The sequence below is a fragment of the Sulfobacillus thermotolerans genome (assembly GCF_039623705.1).
Taxonomy (GTDB): domain Bacteria; phylum Bacillota; class Sulfobacillia; order Sulfobacillales; family Sulfobacillaceae; genus Sulfobacillus; species Sulfobacillus thermotolerans.
This window is the reverse complement of sequence record NZ_CP133983.1, coordinates 2225463-2245821: the sequence shown is the minus strand read 5'-3', so window position 1 is coordinate 2245821 and position 20359 is coordinate 2225463. Positions and strand designations below refer to the sequence as shown.

Genomic DNA, 20359 nt, shown 5'->3' with positions numbered 1-20359 from the left:
GTCCCGAACACATGGAGAGATCCCCATCGTAGAAGCATGCAGTTGACTCATTAATGTCCCTATGTCAAAATCACTGATAACGGTATTCGGTGCGACGGGGTCGTAAGAAATTTCAATGGTGAGGGATGTTGGTATGTCTCTTAGTAGTTTCGGCCGTAACTTTTCCGATAACACCCGATTTTCCGATCAAATTGTTGATCCAAGTTGGTCTGGTGTGCTGAGAAGAAAAATTCCTTGCCGTACACGACTAATTGTTGTGCCGAACGCCGCCCACATGGCCATGCAAGAACAGCCGACTGTTGTTACAGCCATTATCCGACAATGTTATGGACAACTTCTACAATCAAATCGGACCCAATGCACCCAACAACGCCGTGGTATCGATAACCCCCAACTTTAGGAAAACGACCGAAATACGATGGAACTTTATAGGGGAATAGTTGCATTGGTGGCAGGCGACAAATCGTACCATGTTGTTGAATTCAGAGTCGTCCGACTTGTGTGCCGTCAGTCCTCTACTGTCTTTTCCTGCACAGTAAGCGAATGAAAATGGGTGTGGCTCCCTTAGAGGGACGGAATACAAAACATCGGCTCCTTAGCAGAAGGCAGTCGCCGTCGCAGTCACGTGGCCGATCCGCTAGGGCTGAATTCCTCGCCGCGTCGCCCGTGCGTTTCTACGCCCTTCTGGCAAGAAAAATGACCCCGAGCGCGAATGATATAAAGATAGAGTAGTCGTAAGAGTATCCAGGATGCGAGAGGAGGGAAGATCTCATGAGCTCATCGAAACGAGCCCCGGAGCTGAAGTCAGTCGCTGACAGCCTGTCAGGGCTGCCCGCGACGGAGGCCGCAGCGCTTCGCATGGCGCTGCAGGAGATTTTGACCAAGACTGATGGCACGAGTGCCGACTTCGAGGCCCGCTTGGGCCTCATTCAACGCCGTCTCTTGGCGGCAGGCACGAAGGGTTCGGTCGAATCCCCACCAGAGCAACCAGCAGATTAGGCGGCTGCGGAAAACGAGCCGGGGGCATAGCGCTCCCGGTGCACCCGTTGTTGTTCCTGGGCCAAGTGGTACGCCCAATACGCCGTCCAGTCGTCATTACTCCAGACGGCGCGGAGTTTCAAAATCGCCTCGGCCCCGGCGAGACCCCACCGGGCTCCCGTGATATCGAATCGATCTTTCACCAGATGGCGACAGGCGCCCTCAATGATGCCGGTCGCAATCGGCCAGCCTTGCGCCAAGGCCGTCGGGTAGTCTAAATAGGCGCGTTTATGGAGGAGATAGTCCGCACACCGATCCGCTGCCTTGCGCTGGTCCTTTGTCAGGTGGTTTGTGGTGGCCTTGCGGCGAATCGCCCCGGCCACCACGGACGATTTCCCGTGCAAAATGGCCAGACCGTGGTGCAAGACCCACGCTTCGGCTTGGGGGTCCCCCGCCACAAAAAAGCACCAGGCGGCTTTCCACAGATACTCCAGCACATGGATGAAATCGATGAACAGCTGGAGGTCGATGTGGCGCTGGTCCGCTTCCGTTTGCAGATGCCGCAACTGATCATTGTTGCCATCGACCAGGCCGAGCCAGGGGCGCTCATGGTGCGGATCCCGCCGTTCGGCTTCGTCCATGACCGTCTGAATGACGGAGCGGACATCGCCGACGACGCTGGCGGTCAACCATTTATCCTGGGCCTTCGGCCCCGGCGTCTTGGCGGCCGGAGAATCAGCCGATGGGGGTGAGAGAATATCGGAAGGCGTGCGGACCACCGGGGTCACCCCGTACACGGAGCCGACCTCCGCCATGCGTTTGCGCCCGCGTTTCTCGCCCGACGATAACCGGGTCTGGAGTTTGTGCCCCGCGTTCCCCACTTTGGCCGTGCTGGGTCGCAGGCCTTCTCGTCGCATCACGATCCCTTTGCCGTCCACGGACAGCACCAACACCTGATGCGCCGCCACTGGGAGCCGGGGCTGTTGGGCGTAAAAGGCGTCCACATCCCTGGCCGCCTTGCCGACCAGTTGTTCGACCTGCCGTTTGCCCAGCCGTTGCCCCGTCTGGTGTGCGATGGTGTCGACGGTGGAGTCAAACGAGTCTTGGAGAGCGGTACGCGCGGCGATTTCTCGGAGACCATGGGAATAACTTTCGGAGGGCAGGTTGGCGACGAGGTCGGCGGGATACAGATTGGTCGTCCCTTTATGGCGATAGGCCACCCGACTCACCGGGATGGGGCCAAAGATGGTGACCAAGGGCCGCGTGTGGTTGTCCTCGTGGGCCGTATGGGGGATCCCCTGGGCATCCATCACCTGAGCGTGATGCACTTCCTCCTTCGCCCGCAGGGCGAAATGGTCCGCCATCAATTGCCGGAGCATCTCACGCCCGCGGCACTCGACCTCGACTTCCAAGGCGGCATGTGAGGGCCTGCGCTTCGGCGCTGCCGGCAAAGGTCAGCAACGTGTCAAAGCGCTCGCATGTGCTGTGAAAGGTCGTGGGGTCTCCCCCTGGCAGAGTCTGAACCGGTGTCATCGTCGTGATGCTCCTTTCTTGGATGGGGTGGCGGGGGAAGGCGTTCGGGATCCGCCTGGGGCGATCGGGTCGGTGCGCCGCCCATCCGTTAAGGCGGCTCGAAAGTCGGGGCGCAGCGGATACACCCAGATGTCGCGCACGGGTTGCGCGGCCGCATGCGGCCGCGCCAGGCGGCCCTGCCCCGAACTGCGCCCAATTTTATGCCAATTGGCGGCCGCATAGGCCGTGCCCGCATAGCGCGCATGCTCGACAAACGTTTCCAAGAGCACGGGGTGTTCGTGGTAGCGGTGGGTCCAATCCGCTGGCAGACGGCGGGCGACGCCCGCCAAGAAACTCGAGGCTAAGCCTTGGACCTGCACCCACGGCAACACCAAAAATCGCCGATTGCCCACCACCTGGGACAAATGAGCCGTCCGTTCTTCCGGCGTCCACCCAATCCATTGGTCCCGAGCCGCTAACTTGAGCGCGGCCGATCCAAAGCCCAAGCACGCGACAATGCGGTCGTGCACGACCGCGAGATAGCGGAGTTGGGGCCCCGCCATGTGCGCACTATGCAAAGGATGATACCGCCGAACGAGTTCGCCCCATAACTGGGCCGATGCACTGCCCGGTTCCACTAACTGCCACTGGAGATCGGGGAAGTCGCCCCGAGAGCCCGTAAGGAGCTCTTGCGGATCCGAAGCGGCGGTCCAGGGCGCCTCAGGGGGGTGCCACGGGATTCCTGGGTCGGTAAGGGCAACCAAATGACGCCATGCTCTTCCATCTGTTGCAGGGCTTTGCGACAGGTCGCTAACTTCGGTTGGCCATTGGCCATGGTCCAATTCAAGGCCGTACAGACGGCACGGGCAATGGCACCTTGCGTGGTACACCAGGGATCATCGGTGATGCGGCGAATGGTTTCAATCTCGGCCTCGGTGAACGATCGTCCGCCATACCAAAACGGCGTTCCCCCGGGGTTGCGCTGTATGTAGTCCATGACGTTACCATACTGCGAGATTCACGGGGTGTCTAAGATGTTCAATGGAGTTCTCGTGGTGTGGCATCCGCTTTTCACGGGAATATCTGGGGTGAGCACAGCGAATCGTAGAATTACGAGTGATATCTATAGGATATGATGCAAAAATCGTCCCTCTAGAAGAGCCACACCCAATTATTATGGCTGTCCTTGGTGGAATGTCGAACGCAACCGCCTATGGTTGCAAAGCCTGGCATGGCTTTACGGAAATACAGCTGTCCTAAACATCGCAGCCGGTGGAGCTGAGGATTGTCTGCGATGATTGTTGCTACACCGACAAGGATTGCATCCGAATCGCCGCGGAGATCATGGACGTAAGACAAGGCCTTCGGACCACTGATATATTGGGATTCTCCAAACGAAGAGGCCACCTTGCCATCTAACGATTGGGCGGTCTTTAACATCACCCACGGCCGATGCTTCGTCATCCAAGTGAGATACGGCCGATTCAGCTCTGCGGCGTCGTCCTGAGCTTCGTCATCATAAATCACGTCGATCCCGGCCTGTCGCAGACGGGCGGTTCCTCGTCCGGATACCTGAGGATTAGGGTCCGAAAGGGCTACATGGACTTTAGAAATTCCGGCTTCGATAATGGCCTTCGTACACGGAGGGGTGCGACCAAAATGGTTGCAAGGCTCCAGGGTGACATAGAGGGTGTGCTGCCGGCGACCGCAGGACCCGCAGCGTGAATGGCCATGACCTCCGCGTGAGCCGTTCCGGGCCCGTTGTGCCATCCCCGTGCAATGATCTTATCGCCCTTCACTAGCACGGCTCCGACACGTGGATTGGGCGACACGCGGGCGGACGTTTGGCGTGCGGCATTGAGAGCTTCCTGCATAAATTTGCGTCTGCTAGATAGGTTAGTCATATTCCCTTTGTCCTCTCCAATGTGAATGAGCCTCGTGTAAGTTTGGTTCCTCTGACCTCTGCCTTCCAGGCCAATTTGGTAGCTTGCCGTACCTTTCCATTTGGCTTCGAGGACAGGGCTATTCTAATTTATGGCTCGAAACACGGATGGGATTCGGGCGCCGGGTTAAAGACGCGAAGGGTATTGTGGCCACAGCGGCCAAGACGATTAAAGCCGTGTTGGCTCCCCAAATCGTCGTAATGAATCCCATCACGAGCGGAGAAATGATGGCGACGGCCCCTGTGGCTGTCCGAAAGGTCGAGCTGGCTCGACCGAGCAATTCGATAGGCACATGGTTTTGCAAAAGCAAGTTTCTTGCCACAGACGCTCCCAAGTATCCAACGGCACCGAGAAATAATCCCGCAGGCACCGCAGGCCAGGCAGGGAACAGCATGAAAAGAAGTCCTAGAACATTAAATGCAACCATGTACAGCAGAAACGAGGTGGTCGATAGCCGCTTAAGCCGGACAGGCAATTGGGTTCCGATAAACGAACCGATGCCTTCGACAACAAAAACGCCACTCACAATCGCGCTACCCACGCCAAACGTATGTCTCAGAATAAACTCGGCCAAGGGGAGGATCGCGGCGTTGGCCATGCGCAACGACATCAAGCTTAATAACAGATTTTTTGTGAAGCCGTGACGTGTGAGTTCGTGGAACCCCTCGCGGGTTTGGTTCCACCATGATGACCGTGCGCGTGCGATGCCCTTCAAGGCATGGGAACGAGTGGGTACCCGCGTCCACGGAAGTAACGCGATGGGGGCTAGGAACGATAAGCAGTTGATCCACAGCAGTGCCTGGTACCCCGACGTAGCAAGAGCGGTAGCTCCAGCCAAGGGCCCAATAATCGTGGTGACCGTGTAGGCGGCCGTCAGGCCTGCGCTTGCCTGGTCTTTAGACTCCCCGAACATCATCGGAATAATAACGGTTTGCACTGACTGTAAGGAATTCATGCCCAGTCCAAGGAGGAACACAATAACGTAAATAATATAGGTCGTGAGATCGTGTTGCCAGTAAAGAATAGGGAGCGCAGCGCCAAGTGCGGCCTGATAAAGAAGAGAGACGATCAGGAGGAATCGCGGGCTTAGGCCATCCGCCAACGTGCCGATAAAGGGTTGGAAGAGCATTGAGCAGCCTTCGCAGGCTACGGTTAACCCCATCGATAAACTTGACTGGGTAAGATGATAGACGAGAAGTGGCAAGGCGATGGCATACATCGAGTTCCCAACGTTGTTTATGGAGTTACCAGTCGCGTAAATGGCAAAGCGGGAGGTCATCCAACGACTCGACGACTTCATAACTTTAGCGCTCCTTCTCTTTGTTGCTATAAGTAAACGGTCCGCACTTTTTGGGGGATGCCATTCTCGGTTCGGTAAGCACTTAAATATCCGCCCCGCCCACCGACCAACAGGATTGGGACGCCGTCCTCCCCACGAAAGCTTGCCAGGCCCTTCGGGAAGTCACGAAAGTCCTCTAATCAGCCTGAGCCGGTGAGGCATAAGCTGCCCCCTTGTTCGTAGTACCATCAAATCAGATATAAATTTCTCGAACCTTTTGAGGCCTTCCGTGACTTAGGCCGTAGATGCTAACGAATCCTCCTCGCCCTCCCACAAGAATCCAGGATTTTTCATTCTTCTGGAAATGGGCAATCCCTTTAGTAAAGTCGAGTAAGGGCTCTTCAAGACCCGTAAGCTCCTCGTCCTCGTATTCGTACGATGCTAACTGATATCCGTAACTCACGACATGAACAAACCCATTGAGTGCGACGGCGTTTTCTGCCGTATTTTCGATAAGGTCAACCCACCGATGTCGCAGTTCAAAGGTTGAGAAATCGTATTCTTTAATGCCAAACCCACCCGTAATCCAGAGACTCTTATCGGCGACCCACATGCGCTTCGGATTGGGATCTGTCTTCATGCGGCGGGACTCAAGGCCGGTTTCACGGGAGAATTCGACCACATGTCCGGCACGCGTTGCGAGAATAGCATCTCCTGTTTCTGCGTAAGCGGAGGCCCAAACCGGCACCCCGTCGACCGACCATTGCCGCATCACCGCGCCAGTCGATAGGTCCAACGCGAGAGCCCCCGAATCCGTCGCGACAAGCACGTTCTGGGATTGTTGGTCCACCGATATGGTATGCCCAAGCGATGCCAATGATCGGGTCCAGACTAATCCTCCTGATGAGGTGGCTCGAAACACGTATTGCTGGCGACTGAGCCCAATGTAGTCCCCGTTTTTAAGTGGTACTACGCGCCGAATGAACCCCATTGTCGTGCGATGGTGCCAAAGAATGTCTGCGTCGATGGTGTCTAACAGCCCTTCGTGCAAATGTAGTGCTGCCACACCGGAATCCGTGGCACAGTAAAAGATAGAGGGATCGCTCGTCGGCTGAATGTCCCAGACACAGCGCCGATCAAAGGCATGAACCTTTTTGGCACGGCCAGCGGACAGGGACACCTCCGTAATCTCGCCATCTTGGGTCAATACGTAGGTTTGCTCAGGATCTACATAGGCGCAGTCGATAAGTTGGTGTGAGAACCCCCCAATGAGATTTGTGAGTTCAGCCCCTTCGTTGGTGTTAGTGAAGATGTACAGTCGTCCATCGAATCCGCCACTTAACACCAAGGAACGATTGGAATCTAGTTCTAGAAACTCGACATCGTCATTTGTGAATGGATGTTTAGCGACAACTTCTCCAGAGCGTGTGACGCGCACCAAACCATTTTGCACAAAGGCAGCCGCATCATCTCCCGCGTCTTGGGTAACCCAGAAGGCATCGTATTCCGGGTCGTAGCGCACTCGGTGTAAATTCGAATCATCAATGGAGACCGTTATGGGGAATTGGCCACTAGTCAGATTGCCCATGTGTAACCGCCCATGTTTATCGGACATCACTTGCAGCCCAGGGGCGTCAGTGCAAATCCATTCGATAAATCCATCGGCCAAACCTGGTTGCATGGTACGCAGGCGGAATGGGTCGCAGTCAAATACGGCCAGTTGCCCGTATCCGCTATTAACATAGAGTCGACCTTCAAACGCCGCTATACCCCGGGCAGGTGTCGGAGACGGCTCTTCACCCTCCATAAGATAGTCTGGATCAGCGAGACTCGTTGCGGGATACACATCAATGGGTGCGAGCGTTTCAAGACCCCAACGAGCAATCGTTCCGACACGATTGCGGGTGAAGATATAGGGTGCGGCTACCGTCAAAGCATTAATGGGCCATTGTTCGCGTAGCTGTGGGGAAGAACGGACGACCCGTAGATTTGGATAGAGGAGATGCAAGACACCGGCAGTGTCGACGGCTAGCAAAAGATTGAGTTCTGAGACGTATAGAATGCGCGTTGCGCGATTAGCGAGATTCATGAATTCCACCTCCAAAATGTAATGGCAATCTAGTCATGGTTGACAGCAGGACTGGTTCCCTTGGAATGCGCCTTGCGGGTTACACGGAGTGTTGCGAGCGCTACGATCGTCATGAACACTGCGACGATGACAAACATGCCCTTTATTGTGAATGCATGAGAGAGGGCAGCAAGCACTAGGGGACACAGAAGAGCAGGAAGCCCTTGAATTAAGCGGGCAATTCCATTGACACGCCCGAGGACCTCAGGGGCAATTTGGTGATAGACCGCCATTTCAATTGCGGTCGTGATCCCAGTAACCCCAAGAGGCAGTAGGAACAGAATGACGGGGACAATCCACCAATGCGGCACGAGTAGCCCAAACAACACGCCCGCTGACAACACGCTCCCGAATGGTAAGATCCAGCGGATACCCCGCTGCCCCCAGCGTGGCACCAGAATAGACGCGACCAACGCGCCGGCTCCATCCGCCATCACGATCCAACTAACCACCGCTGCAGAAATGCGAAAGTCTTGGCGAAGGTAATACATCAAGACCGTGGTCAGTCCCGACGAAACGACTAAGTTTTGTGCGGCCTCCGTTAATACTGATTCGAGCAGTAACGGTAGTCCCTTAAGGGCCTGCCATCCTTGAATCAAATCTTCTAAGAGCGAACGGCTTGGTGTATTGGATACCGGACTTGGGTAGGAAACACCCGTAATCATGACCAATAGCGGCAAAACAAATGAGGCCACGTTGACCCAAAGGAGTGGTACATAGCCTATTCGTGGCAATAAAAGACCTGCCACAAACGGTCCGATAAGCGTCGTCGTCACGTAAAGAATTCCTAAAGCGGCCCGCGCTTGGGGCGCACGGCCCGGGAAAACTTGCGGCAAGGAGGCCATCCAACTACCACGGTAGATACCCCCCGCGACTTCGAGAATACCACCCAAAGCGTACAGGGCTCCGACGGGCAAGGAGTGTTCCATGGCTAAGACGGCCATTAGGCTACCCGTAACGATCTGAACCCCTAATGCGGGGACGATCAAACGTCCGGGCCCCCACCGATCAACGGAGATTCCGGTGACCGGTGCAAAAATGAGCGGAAGCATCGCCAACATGGTCATAACGCTCATGGCGGCGAGTTCGTGCGTTACGTGATAGACAAAAAGCGGTAACACAACGGCATACAAAGCATCCCCGATGTTGTTGCCTGTGTTGCCGGTCGCAAACCATATGAAACGCCGAGACCGCCAAATGGATTCCACGAACCCCGCTCCTTTGTCTAAATCTGCTTTAGGACGGACAGGACGATCGCTATTCGGCGATCGTCCTCCCGTTCTGCTTTTTATTAGCGGTTGGCAACCGAAAAACGCCGCACAGGCTTTTGCATGTTTGTCACCCCCCTTGGACTCCGTAGGAAGAGCCTAAATTCAGAATAGAGCTTCCTAGCCGTTTTCCAACCCCCCACGCGTGTACCCCTGACCCCGTTTGCGGTCACCCAGAATATAAAAACGGAGACGGCTTCCCACCTTTCTGCCACATAGAAGCGTCGCCCGCCCGATAGTGGCGCGACCGCCGAGTAGATTATCGCGGCTAGGATAACGTGGCCCAGGCTGTATGCCCGTCAATTTCAGCCCGAGCGCGAACCTTGGAGACGGGGGTTGCCTCAAACATTTCATAAAAATATCCGCGGTCATCGACCTGGGCCCAATAAGGCCCTTCACTCCGGCCACATTGATCCTCGACCCAAATGTTAACGCCGCTTGTGGCACCGATTGATCGATGGGGGATACGGCCGGCAATTCGTAGCATATAGTCTCCCTGATCTGTCTCCACAAAGTCAGCAGCCAAAGCAAGTGGACTATCGTTAATTGGCTCTCCCATTCGATACATTCCTCCGTGCTTAACCAGCGGATGTGCTTGGGCGGCTGGATCCGTCCGGGCGGCGAGTACGCGTGAGAGAAAAAGGCGATAGCCGGGCAAGCGAATAATGCGCTCCACGCGGCACTCGAAGGTCGCTAATCCCCCTCGGATGACTGGCGGCACAATTTTCTGGCTGGGAATGGTTTCAAAAATCGACGCCGAGAGTTTGGTCATATCGGACTTACTAAAATGTCCGGCAACGTCGGCGAGAACACTCTGTTTATCTGTAAGGAACGTAGCACCAAATTCCAACTGCTGAGCAATCAAATCGCCTGAGACATTCCCATCTTGGATGCATACCATGACATAAGGTGGTCGACGCGCGACCATGTAAGTCCATTCGGCCGCCATCACATTGTAATCGTTGGATGCCCCGCTGGTGATGAGAGCAACCGTGGTGGTCATGTATTGAGGTAGCTCCTTAAGTTGTGCTTCCGACCAGGTAAAAGCGCCGTTTTCTTCCCACGTCACATGATCTCCTCCTCGGGCGTATGTCCGAAACGTTGAACCTTGGTGTTAAGATAGGCACGATTGTGCGGGGTAATCGAAGCCCAAAGGGGGCGAACACTGCGAATGGAAATGCCTTCGGCCTCCAAAGATTCTGGTTTCAGGGGATTGTTCGTCAGTAAAATAATCGGTCGATCACAAAGAAACCGCAAAACAACTGCGGCGTCGCGATAGGACCGGGCGTCGGCTGGTTGACCTAAGGCCAAGTTGGCGTCGAGGGTATCGAGGCCGAATTCCTGTTGTAGCGCATAGGCCATGGCTTTGCGGTATAAGCCAATCCCCCTCCCTTCCTGGTCGCCCAGGTAGAGGAGAACACCGGTGCCATGTTGGACAATTTGCTGCATGGCCCGATTCAGTTGGTCCCCACAATCACACCGTTCACTATGAAACACATCGCCCGTGACACAGACGCTGTGCATGCGGACTAGGGGAAGGGCGCTTTTTCGCTGGAGATCGCCGATGACGAATGCGGAGCCACCCGGAGGCATATTCAGGGGATTTTCTAAGTCTTCCAGGGATGACTGCCAGACGTACCACTGTGCCTGAGTCGTGCCCTTCGGCGTGGCGAGAGGGAGCCTGACCGGTCCAAATATCGATAGGGGTGGAATCCCTTCGGCACGCGCGAGCAGTTTCGTCCGTTGCTTCAAATACTCCGGGATGTTCTGATGGATGTTGATCATCAGGAAACCTCCTCAGTGGCCCACTCCGCGAAGCGCTGTCCTGATGGGGCCAGGGAACGGACGGATAGGACGGCGGTATCGGTCACCACTAAGCTGCCGTCATACGATGTCGCTAAAACGCGAGTTTGGACGTGGGATAAGCTACTTAAGCCATTGGTGGCAATACGCCGTGACGCGATCTGGCCACTATCCAGATTGACGTGCAGTAAATATCCCCAATAATCGCCCACCAACGCTTCGTGTTCGTTGATCAATAGAACCGATTTGGGTGAACGCCTCCCTAAATCCACAGCCGTCATGAGTCGGCTGGTTTGATATTCGTAGAGTCGCAAGATGAAGTCGCGTCCGACGGTGACGAGCCAGCGCCCATCCGAGGACACGTCCAGATCGTTGACGATCGCCGTGTGCCCGCCGAAATGCCGGGCACGGCGTCCTGACCAATCCCACGCAAGCACCTCCCCTGCGGCTGAGCAACTCACCCCCTCATGGCGGTCCGCTAATAGCCGGAGTGCTTTGATGGCCCCGTCATGGAGGGCATATGCTCCGATAACGGCATGCGTATCCGGAGACCAGCGCACGAGCGTGCCGCTATAGGTACCAATCCATGCCTCTTCACCATGGGGCGTAAAGCGAATCGTGTTAATCGGGCCGAGGCCAAGGCTGTAGGATGCTTCAAAGCGAAGCCCCGTCAGGGATACGCCTAATTGGTGCAGAACGTGGTTATGAGCTCCAGCGAGAATGCGCGCGTGGTGAGGATCGTAGGCCACGGCGTTCATCAGAACACGTCCACTGGGCGGTTCCATCGTGAGCCAGCTAGCGGGGTCCGTGTCAATGTGTCCCGCGCGAACCCGCCCATCGTCACTTACGAGGGCAATTGTGCCATCTTCGGCCGCGGCGGCTTCGTTCCAACAGATGTGATCCGGCCCGGCAGGCTGTGCGCCGAGTTCCGCCATCTGCGCGCCACTTTGGGCATCCCATTGAATGACGGTACCATCGAACGTACCAGCAACCACTCCGGAGCCATCGGAAGTCCAATTCAGCGATCGTTCCCAACACGCCGAATGCGGATCAAGGACAACCTGGGGAGCATGGCTATCCATGTTCCAAACGATCACGCGTTGGTCATAACCCGCCGACAGAAGGCGCCCGTCCGAATTGACGGCGACGCGTTTGATCCCAGACTGATGGGCCGACCAGGATGCCAACGACGCGCCCGTATTGAGACTAAATATCCGAATATAACCATCATCACACCCTAACACAATGCGGTTGCGAGGGACATCCAGCGCGCAGGTATCCGTCTCCGCTTCAAAGGGTCCCCATTGCGTGAGAAGTGTGCCGGTATTGCGATCCCAAACGCGCAACGTCCGATCATCACCGGTCGAGTAGATGTGTTGGTTATCAGCCGCGACCGCTAATACGTCACGTTGGTGCCCTAAGAGGATCCGTTCGATACGACCAGACGGCCAGTTCCACATCAACAGGCGCCGATCTCGCGAGGCCGACACGGCCCATTCTGAGTCAATAAAGACGAAGTCTTCCACATCATCGCTATGCCCCCGCAAGGTCTGGACCAATCGACGCTCGGGGATATTCCAAATCTTGATCGTGTAATCCGACGAACAAGACCCAGCCCATGTCCCGGTCGGGTCCGTGACCACGCGGTTGACCAAGTGATCGTGATATCCCAGCAATTCGATCGCGTTGGGAGAAAACAGCCCAACGGCCCCATCATATCCCGCCGTCACAATGAGAGAACTATGGGGGACTGGCATCGCGGTTGTGACGGGTCCGCGATGAATGCGGACGCTCTTAAGCAAACGTTCCATGGTGCATCCTCCTCCAATCTTTCAGTCGGTCATGTCCTCAGCAATCCGAAACCCAATGGCGTAGAGCGGATGATCCAGGTAACCATGACGACGTTTGCACCGCCCCAGATCCCGAAAGCGGGTAAAGCTCCCCCCGCGGGTTATGGGATAAGGTCCCGATGCCGCGAGGTCGTCATCGATCCAACGCCCCCCTGGATACGGGCCATAGTACGTGTCGACGAGCTCCTCCACATTGCCGGCCAAATCCAGATGCCCAAAGGGTCCTGCGCCCTTGGGAAACATGCCGACGGGCGTGGTCATCCAGCAATGGGATTCCACCGTATTGGCGCAGTCGTCCGTCCACGTGCTCCCCCACGGGTACTCCCGATTATCGCCCCCGGAGGCCGCCCATTCCCACTCGGCTTCGGTCGGCAGTCGGAAGGGTCGCCCAGTCTTCTGAGACAACCAGGACACATATTGTTGAGCGGCATGGAGAGGAACCGAATACACCGGATGATTGGCGCGTTCGGGGGGCATTTGTCCAAAGGCCCAACTGGTCGGCAGTGCAGCCTCGGGGCAATCTTGGAGAAAGGCTACGTACTCCAGATTAGTGACCGGATATCGGCCCAACCGAAACGGGGGGATGGACACCGTCCATGTCGGGACCTCTTTTTCAATCCATGGGCGTGCCAAATTTAAGTCGTTGAACCGTGCCAATACGCGATCGACCTCGGAGGCCTCGGTGCCCATACGTAAAAGTCCGCCGGGCACCGGTAACATCTTGGGATTGAGCGGTTGTATTCGTGGATCCCCAGCTAAGGCTAGGACTGTTCCCGCCAGATATCGCAGGGGCGGGGGATATCCCTCGTGGATAAGATGCGACAAAGCGTCGCCCGGCTCGCCTAACAACCCACGGCTATCCGCTAGTGGCAGGTTGTCGTTCAATTGCCCGGACACGTAGGCTGGGGGCAAGCCCATAGCCGTACGTGGGGATACAGAGTTAATCGCATGCGGTTCGGGTAGTCGTATTGGATGACGCGGCATGTTCTCTTCCTCCTGGGTACCGCTTACGCGATGGGTGGGCCTGACCCCGTATCGGGTGCCCCCGTGGTGCTGCTACTTGCCACGGTCACGGCAGACGGTGCCGCCAAATGCCCAAGGGGTCTATGAGTTAAACCAAACGTCAACACCGTCAGCAGTGCGAGGGTCAGCACCACGAGTCGTCCCACGCGATGAATATATTGCATAGCCATTTTCGACTTCCTCCTTGAGAACCTTTGTGTCAATTGCCGCTATTGCTTGACAGTTATAAAATTAAGAGGAAGGGGCCGCTGCCGCAAGAGGGCAACCGTATAGTGTGCCAGCGAGGTCAGACCAGCAGAAATACAAAAAATGCATTTCCGCATATCTCGCCGAAAGAAGGGGGTGTCCCAAGTGGAGGAGGAAGTGACACTAGGCGAGGCGATTCGCACGGCGCGGACAGCTCGCCATAGGAAAATGATTGCCGTGCACCGTTTTGTCTCGGCATCCACCATTAACGCAATTGAACACGATCGTATGTGCCCATCGGTTTCGATCCTGGACGCGATTAGTCAAGGCCTGGAATTGCCCACGGGGGTGTGGGACGAACTCTATTTGGACCGAGCCACGGAGCCTCGCCAGGCATTAGAGGTGGGGAATCGCTTGCTGGCACGGCCGGATCCGCCGTATCGCTGTGTCCGACGGAACTGGCTCAGGTTGCTACGCCAGTCGTCTCGATACCCGCAAGTATCGGCTGAACTGCTGTTCGCCTTGGCCATGATGGACTGGCGACACGGTCATGACCGACGCGCCATCTTTCTCGGCCGTCTCCTCTCCCAACGCGCGCACGAACACCATTGGACTGAAATCGAAATTGAGGCGCGCGCCACCGTGGGCCGCTGGTTATTGCTCCGGAATCAATCCCAGGAGGCATTACCGATGCTGGAAGCAGTGATCACCCTACCCGCTGTTGGGCCGTCTTGGGAACGCTCGGCATATAATGTCGGAGTCGCCCTGTGGAACTTAGGCCGGTACGAGGAAGCCGCTCACCATTGGCAAACCTGGCAGTCAAAAATTTCCCAAGTGGATTTGCGCGCCCACCTTAGTATGGGATTAGGCAACGTGGCATTGGCCCGAGGGCAATATTCGGAAGCTATGGGGTATTTTGAGTCCGCCTACACATTTTATGGAGGCTGCGTCGACCAGACGGACCACGTCATCGCCGCTCTCAACAATTGCCTCTATACCGCCGCGATGATGGAAGACTGGGAAGCAGCCGCGCGATGGCTCCAAGAAGCTCCGCAATGGTACGGAGTGGGTGAGGCTTACCAATGGGGGGAATTGGCCGGCACCCAGGCAGAAATAGCCTGGAAACAAGGGCGCGTGGAGGACAGCCGTCAATATCTTCACCGGGCCTATGATTTGCTGGGCGATCATTGGTGCCGTGGATGGTTTACCTCTCGGATTTTGCATGCCGAGATGGCCCTATCTGTCGACGACGCAGACACTGCGGTTCAACGCTTCGACGAAGTACTGAATGCGCTTTCTGGGCTAGAGGACGATACCCTCCGGGTCGCCCTGGTTATTAAAGCGATCGACATTGCTTCCCGTGCGAAGCCGCGGTCTGTGAAAAAGTTAAATGCCAGCATCCGTCGATTCCGCGCTTTAAATACGAGCTACTTATACTAACAAGTTCAATACGAAGACACTTAAACGACGTAGATGTCAATGTTCGGATAGTGCCGAATTGCTTGTGGAAATTGTTTGATAGGTCTTTTGCCGTATGCATCTTGAGACCTCCGCATTGGTCGTCCACAGGGAGTGCATCTGCTCCGGCACTGTCCCTATAGTTCCGTATTTTCAATTGATTAGATATGACGAAGGGCCGGAGGGCTCGTACATTAGTTTTCTCCCCCATCAACCGATTTGCAGCGGACATTGTGCATTGAGAAATAACGTTCCATCAACACGAAACGTCCTATCGTTGTTCAAGATAGAAAGCAATTGATCCATCATAAATCCCGGATACCCGTAAAGAGTAGAGTTGGCACCGTGAATTAATCCAATAGAAAGGGGCAAATGCGCCATGAGTAACGGAGGATTTACCCTTCGCCAAGGTCTTAGTTTGAGGTGGCATTTGAAAAAAGGCACGTGTAACTGTTATCCGGACTTATCAGCGCTAACGCTTCACCTCTCCGTTGGGCCATTAAATCCTATTCCCAGTCAACACAACCAAAAGTCGGTGATTCAGATTCATCTAGGGTACCAATCCAATCAATGCTGTTGGGGTTTCTGTAGCAATGGAACGAAAATGGCAATAAGAGAAAACTTCTTCTGCATTTGAATGCGGGGTTTGTGAATGGAACGAAAAGTGCAATAGAGATGGATGGTTGGAGACGGAGAGATTTCGTGATGCGTCAACGAGCCTTCCCGTGATATTGGCACAACATGGGTAAGTTTGACTAAAACCCCGAGATGTCAATTAGAGCCCCTGCGCCCAGTAACCATGAAGCTGATATCCCACTAAATAAATAAGGAGACCCGCCAACAAAACGCGAATTTGCCCCGGTCTAGTTTGTGTAGCATTGGAACCAAAAACAGGAATAAGAATGCTGAGTTGACCACTGACAGGTGATTGTGTGAGAGGCGGGGCAGACGGCTGACCGTCGACGCCGAGTTTTCGTTCCGTTACTACACAGACCCCTTTAAGAGACGTCCATGCCCCGGATTCGGGGCACCCCCATGAATGAAAAATGGAAGCCGGTGGGTCACGGTCTCTGACGGTATGTTGGGGAGGGAAAGCCGCTCACCACTAGATGTTGGCAGTGCCATTTATTTTTCACAGGAGGTGAATTTCCATATGCGTGTATCTAAATTGAGGCTGCCATGGACGCCTTCTTCTGAAACAAAATATACGATCGCACCGTTCTTTGAAATGCTCGTAATCCGAAGGATGCCAAGTTGCTGTGGACACACATAATCGACCCATTCGACGCCGTTAACATACGGTGTCCGATCTTCGTTATATACTTCAATCAACGGGATTTGACGGCTATTACCCGTTCCGGCGAACGAGATAACATACCGCGGCCCGCTAAGGGAGGTTTTCGGATCGTTCCAGTTGCCATCCCGCCAAATGCTTTGTGCGCCATTAAACATGTCGTTACCGACCACCTCCTTAGCACTCACGGGATGAATCGGTTCCGAAAACGTGCGTGGACTCACCGAATGCGTGGGCTGAGTAGCCGGGATACTCGCCGATGGCGTGGATGATCGACGGAGCGCCGCCGGGCTACTAGCGTTCGAAGGCTGACCGACTGATCGTAGTGTAGACCCTGTCCCGCATCCCACGAGCAGACAGCTCGTGGCCGCAACCACAGTTGCGGATAAGGCCAGTGGAATTTTGACCAAGACAGATCACCCCTTTGCATTTCAAAAGAACCACCCTATCGATGTAACGTTCGTGAACCTGCTGTTGTGTCCATACAGAAGGATCTTCGACATAGGCTTCGCTTCCATAATCAATAGTAGTTTGGGACCCACTCACGTTGTTATATGCTTGGCACCAATCCGTGGAGTCGGTTCCCGTAGCTACCCAGCCATTAGAAAACGACCCAGCCCACGATTCGATGTCATTGGCTCCGTAAACGGCGATGTACTGGTAGGACTGATTTGCTACCGCATCGACCAGATTGGCCCAGTCGGTTCCCGCAGTGGCCCATAGGCTCGAACCGTTACTCCATGCGTAATCGGAATTGTTTGTGCCAATGGCCTCGGTCAGTGTCGTAGAGTGGTCGCTCTGCCACCCGGAGGCGAAATCTTCCGCCACAGTTTGAACCCATGACTGTGTCTCCTCCGTACCATCAGTTAACAACACTTGCCACCCCGAACTCGTCGACTCTTGCCGTCCAAAATCGAGAATTGCGACAACGCTAGCATTAGGCTCGCCGCTTGCACCTTCGTTATAAGCAAAAGTATGGCCGTTCGATTGAACGTTGAGCCACGCCGATGTGACGTAAAAGGAATTTCCCGCCGTGGAGGGAGCGCTATATGCGTTTGCAATGTTGGGTGTCATTAAGCTAAAGGATGCTAACAACACTCCAGCCATTGCGACTCTAACGATGGCGGTTTTTATCGTGGAGTTAAGCTGTTTTGCGAGTAAGTGCATCATAAATTCCCCCTTCCAGTCACAGAGAGAATATTCTCTCATATAGGCTATTTCTGGACGAGGGCTTCAGATCCTTTTTTACAACTACACTATTTTTCGGAATCCTATGATTAGATTTAGAACCTGGCCCCGATCGGTTGGAGGCGCCCTCGTTTCGCTATCACGTCGATTATCCTGGCTGTCGACAGCGATCGGTGGTGGCTCGCTTAACTGCGGAAGTCCTGACAGAGGCTGCCCTTCATCGGGTAGCCTCTGTCACGTGATCGCATCCGATTGAAAGGTACGCAAAATTTTCCTGCGTATCCGCTGCAACGTCGGTGCCGTTCCTTCCGTTTTACCTGATGAATGCGCAGTAAAGGACCCGGTCAGCGATCGGCGGCGCGGACTGGGGGGACACCATCGCCCGGTTTGTGCTTTCGCATACGCACGATCGACAGTTGGCGCAGGACATTGCCCAAGAAATCTTTTGGCGGCTATATCAGTGGCACGAACGCCATCCTCGCCAGGTTGTTCATGGCGGTTGGCTCTTTACGACAGCGCGGCACCTCATCATTGATGCGCGTCGCAAGAACCGCGACTCACCCAATAATCTGCGTGTTGAGGAGGTGAAATCCAGCGATCCTCTGATGGAACAGCAAGTGGTGCAACGCCTCGCGGTGGAAGATGCGCTGAGGCATTTGGCGCCCGCGGATCAGGAGTGCTTGTGGCTGTTTTATTATCAATCCTTATCGGTCGCGGAAATCGCCGCGAGGGTCGGGCTATCCGAGACTGTCCGCACGCGAGGGTCTTCGCGAAGGACTCACAATCGAATCAGGGTACTCGGTCGCTCCCGGTCCGACAACCCTCGTGTCGATTGCCCCTGGGATCATCGGGAAAGAGTCCAGCAGTCACACTTCAGCTGCTTCGCTCGCGGCGACCAGTCTGCGCTGGATAGCAGGCCCCTGGCAGGTGGTCGTCAATGCCCCGTCGGCTACGCTTGCACGCCAACAGGCGCGACAACTGACCCATGATCTCACGTCCCTGTCATTACCCCAACCGGCTACGAGCGGCTATCTCGTCGTGAACAGTACAGCCAGTGTCACGGCTCAAGGGAGCCTGCGAATCGCCACGGAGGTGATCATCACCTGGAATCGCGAAACGACCGTCTATCAAGTCACGACCTACTCGGATGTGCAGCAGCGTCTGGAAACAGCGTTGTCGATTGCCCACTCGATGCGTTCCTATAAGCCGTAGTCGTACGAGAGGAACAACAACGTTTGGCGTAGAAACCGTTCAAAAACTCTCTCGTTATTCAATTCAAGGAGGACGATACCGTGAACATTCGACATTCACTCATTCTATCGGGCATCATCATGGGATCCCTGACGTTAGCCGGTTGCGGAGTCACCGGCCACCTGACAGCCACTCCAACTGGTCACGGAAACTATACGGTGTCCGGCACCGTGCACACGAGCGGCGTAACATCATCGCCCTCATCTTCCAGCACACCCCCCAGCTCGACCACCGCGCCTTCTTCTCACGCAGCGGCATCGACTCGCCCTTCCACGACCACCGCATCCCCCGCGCCGGCGCAAATCGCTAAGCTGACCGTGACGGCGCAACCGAATCCCATCACGCCTCAACAACCCACCACGATTTCGGACACGGTCTATTTGACGAACGGTCAAGGCGCTCCGCATGCCAAAATGACCATCCTGGGGTTGCCCCATGACCCTACAGGGGAAACGATCTACACCAACGTCTCAGGGCAGTATCAAATCACCGCCCAATGGTCGCAACCGGGGACTTATCTTGTTTCGGTGGGCAATGGGATGGTCGGTTGGCAAACCCACGTGGTGGTGCATGCGTCCTCTTCATCGCAAACAGCAACGAGTCCCCCGCCCTTCGCCGGGCAACAGGTTCAGCGTTATACCGGGCAACAAACTCCTCAAGCCCTGCCGAATGGGTTTGTCGCGAGTTCTGCCCCGTCACCTCACACGTTTTCGAGCCAGACCTATCACCGGGTGGAAGGCTTCACGGGCATATTGGACAGCCATCCCTTTGTGTTGGATTTCTACCAAGACTCCCCCGTTGGTCTCTTTGTGGGTGTAAGCTACAATGGCCATCCAGTTTATTTTGGCCCGGGGCCCGCCCCCGTGTTTGATGTGTTGAATTTTACCGGGACTGACGTGGTTCTCGGTACGCCGTCCGCGGGAGCATACATGGCGTTGAATTTGGTCACCGGACACCCGATCGTGAGCACTCGGGCAGTCGTCGCCCTCAAAGGGTATTCCGGACTCACGGCCCCGTCCCACATTCTGGGGCTACCGACCGCCACCTATCCCGTCGACATTCCATACGGCGCGGGTCATTAACGGGCGTCCATTGGCGGTGCCATCACACCGTGCGGCGCGTCACCCGCAGGGGCAAGATTCCCATGAGAACAACCGGGGGTGCAAGCGGATTGGAGGACCATTGATGATCGGGCGAG

Annotated in this window: 21 protein-coding genes; 5 read left to right on the top strand and 16 right to left on the bottom strand. The window is 55.5% G+C overall.

Annotated elements, in window-relative coordinates; translation table 11 throughout:
- Positions 1-771 precede the first annotated feature (771 nt).
- Positions 772-999 (top strand): hypothetical protein, encoded by a 228-nt coding sequence (locus tag ORD20_RS11625; protein WP_103375906.1) that lies wholly within the window; start codon positions 772-774, stop codon positions 997-999.
- Here the strand turns inward: ORD20_RS11625 and ORD20_RS11620 are convergent.
- The 14 genes from ORD20_RS11620 to ORD20_RS11555 form a co-directional block, all read right to left on the bottom strand.
- Complete coding sequence (locus tag ORD20_RS11620) at positions 996-2357, bottom strand: ISKra4 family transposase (protein WP_103375907.1); 1362 nt, start codon at positions 2355-2357, stop codon at positions 996-998. The two genes, ORD20_RS11625 and ORD20_RS11620, sit on opposite strands and share 4 nt — an antisense overlap.
- 1 nt (position 2358) lies before the next feature.
- Positions 2359-2511 (bottom strand): hypothetical protein, encoded by a 153-nt coding sequence (locus ORD20_RS11615; RefSeq protein WP_158246304.1) that lies wholly within the window; start codon positions 2509-2511, stop codon positions 2359-2361.
- Positions 2508-3230, bottom strand: a complete 723-nt coding sequence (locus ORD20_RS11610) for a Druantia anti-phage system protein DruA (RefSeq protein WP_242968562.1) — start codon at positions 3228-3230, stop codon at positions 2508-2510. Before ORD20_RS11610 ends, ORD20_RS11615 begins: the two co-directional genes overlap by 4 nt.
- Positions 3128-3487 carry a hypothetical protein gene (locus ORD20_RS11605; RefSeq protein ID WP_242968563.1) on the bottom strand — a complete coding sequence of 120 codons (360 nt, stop codon included), beginning with the start codon at positions 3485-3487 and terminating at the stop codon, positions 3128-3130. The genes ORD20_RS11610 and ORD20_RS11605 overlap by 103 nt, the downstream gene beginning before the upstream one ends.
- A 155-nt stretch (positions 3488-3642) precedes the next feature.
- Positions 3643-4167, bottom strand: coding sequence for a bifunctional diaminohydroxyphosphoribosylaminopyrimidine deaminase/5-amino-6-(5-phosphoribosylamino)uracil reductase RibD (gene ribD, locus ORD20_RS11600; protein ID WP_430626717.1), 525 nt, complete (start codon positions 4165-4167; stop codon positions 3643-3645).
- Entirely contained in the window at positions 4086-4394 is a 309-nt protein-coding gene (locus ORD20_RS11595) for a hypothetical protein (protein WP_430626192.1), read from the bottom strand. Before ORD20_RS11595 ends, ribD begins: the two co-directional genes overlap by 82 nt.
- Before the next feature lie 118 nt (positions 4395-4512).
- Positions 4513-5733, bottom strand: coding sequence for an MFS transporter (locus ORD20_RS11590; RefSeq protein ID WP_103377025.1), 1221 nt, complete (start codon positions 5731-5733; stop codon positions 4513-4515).
- Between the two features lie 232 nt (positions 5734-5965).
- Entirely contained in the window at positions 5966-7801 is a 1836-nt protein-coding gene (locus ORD20_RS11585) for a hypothetical protein (RefSeq protein WP_103374287.1), read from the bottom strand.
- A 29-nt stretch (positions 7802-7830) separates the two neighbouring features.
- Complete coding sequence (locus ORD20_RS11580; protein WP_242968262.1) at positions 7831-9048, bottom strand: MFS transporter; 1218 nt, start codon at positions 9046-9048, stop codon at positions 7831-7833.
- 328 nt (positions 9049-9376) lie between these two features.
- On the bottom strand, positions 9377-10177 hold the full coding sequence (locus tag ORD20_RS11575) for a flavin reductase family protein (RefSeq protein WP_103374288.1): 801 nt from the start codon (positions 10175-10177) through the stop codon (positions 9377-9379).
- Positions 10174-10893, bottom strand: a complete 720-nt coding sequence (locus ORD20_RS11570; protein WP_103374289.1) for a GTP cyclohydrolase II — start codon at positions 10891-10893, stop codon at positions 10174-10176. Before ORD20_RS11570 ends, ORD20_RS11575 begins: the two co-directional genes overlap by 4 nt.
- On the bottom strand, positions 10893-12722 hold the full coding sequence (locus tag ORD20_RS11565; protein ID WP_103374290.1) for a WD40 repeat domain-containing protein: 1830 nt from the start codon (positions 12720-12722) through the stop codon (positions 10893-10895). The genes ORD20_RS11570 and ORD20_RS11565 overlap by 1 nt, the downstream gene beginning before the upstream one ends.
- A 21-nt stretch (positions 12723-12743) precedes the next feature.
- Positions 12744-13745, bottom strand: coding sequence for a formylglycine-generating enzyme family protein (locus tag ORD20_RS11560; RefSeq protein WP_103374291.1), 1002 nt, complete (start codon positions 13743-13745; stop codon positions 12744-12746).
- Between the two features lie 23 nt (positions 13746-13768).
- The gene (locus ORD20_RS11555) at positions 13769-13954 is read right to left on the bottom strand and encodes a hypothetical protein (RefSeq protein ID WP_103374292.1); all 186 of its coding nucleotides are present in this window, start codon (positions 13952-13954) and stop codon (positions 13769-13771) included.
- Between the two features lie 181 nt (positions 13955-14135).
- On the opposite strand from ORD20_RS11555, the gene ORD20_RS11550 reads away from it, so the two are divergent.
- Positions 14136-15410, top strand: a complete 1275-nt coding sequence (locus ORD20_RS11550; RefSeq protein ID WP_103374293.1) for a tetratricopeptide repeat protein — start codon at positions 14136-14138, stop codon at positions 15408-15410.
- A gap of 1143 nt (positions 15411-16553) precedes the next feature.
- Here the strand turns inward: ORD20_RS11550 and ORD20_RS11545 are convergent.
- Positions 16554-16880: a hypothetical protein gene (locus ORD20_RS11545; RefSeq protein WP_103374294.1), complete on the bottom strand. Its 327-nt coding sequence runs from the start codon at positions 16878-16880 to the stop codon at positions 16554-16556.
- Positions 16881-17016: 136 nt separating this feature from the next.
- The gene (locus ORD20_RS11540) at positions 17017-17892 is read right to left on the bottom strand and encodes a hypothetical protein (RefSeq protein ID WP_430626191.1); all 876 of its coding nucleotides are present in this window, start codon (positions 17890-17892) and stop codon (positions 17017-17019) included.
- 368 nt (positions 17893-18260) lie between these two features.
- Here ORD20_RS11540 and ORD20_RS11535 point away from each other — a divergent pair, with 368 nt between their 5' ends.
- The 3 genes from ORD20_RS11535 to ORD20_RS11525 all read left to right on the top strand — a co-directional run bounded on the left by ORD20_RS11535 (position 18261) and on the right by ORD20_RS11525 (position 20243).
- Positions 18261-18899 carry an RNA polymerase sigma factor gene (locus ORD20_RS11535; RefSeq protein ID WP_430626716.1) on the top strand — a complete coding sequence of 213 codons (639 nt, stop codon included), beginning with the start codon at positions 18261-18263 and terminating at the stop codon, positions 18897-18899.
- Positions 18838-19122, top strand: a complete 285-nt coding sequence (locus tag ORD20_RS11530) for a hypothetical protein (protein WP_103374297.1) — start codon at positions 18838-18840, stop codon at positions 19120-19122. Before ORD20_RS11535 ends, ORD20_RS11530 begins: the two co-directional genes overlap by 62 nt.
- Before the next feature lie 80 nt (positions 19123-19202).
- On the top strand, positions 19203-20243 hold the full coding sequence (locus ORD20_RS11525; protein ID WP_031942675.1) for a hypothetical protein: 1041 nt from the start codon (positions 19203-19205) through the stop codon (positions 20241-20243).
- Positions 20244-20359 lie beyond the last annotated feature (116 nt).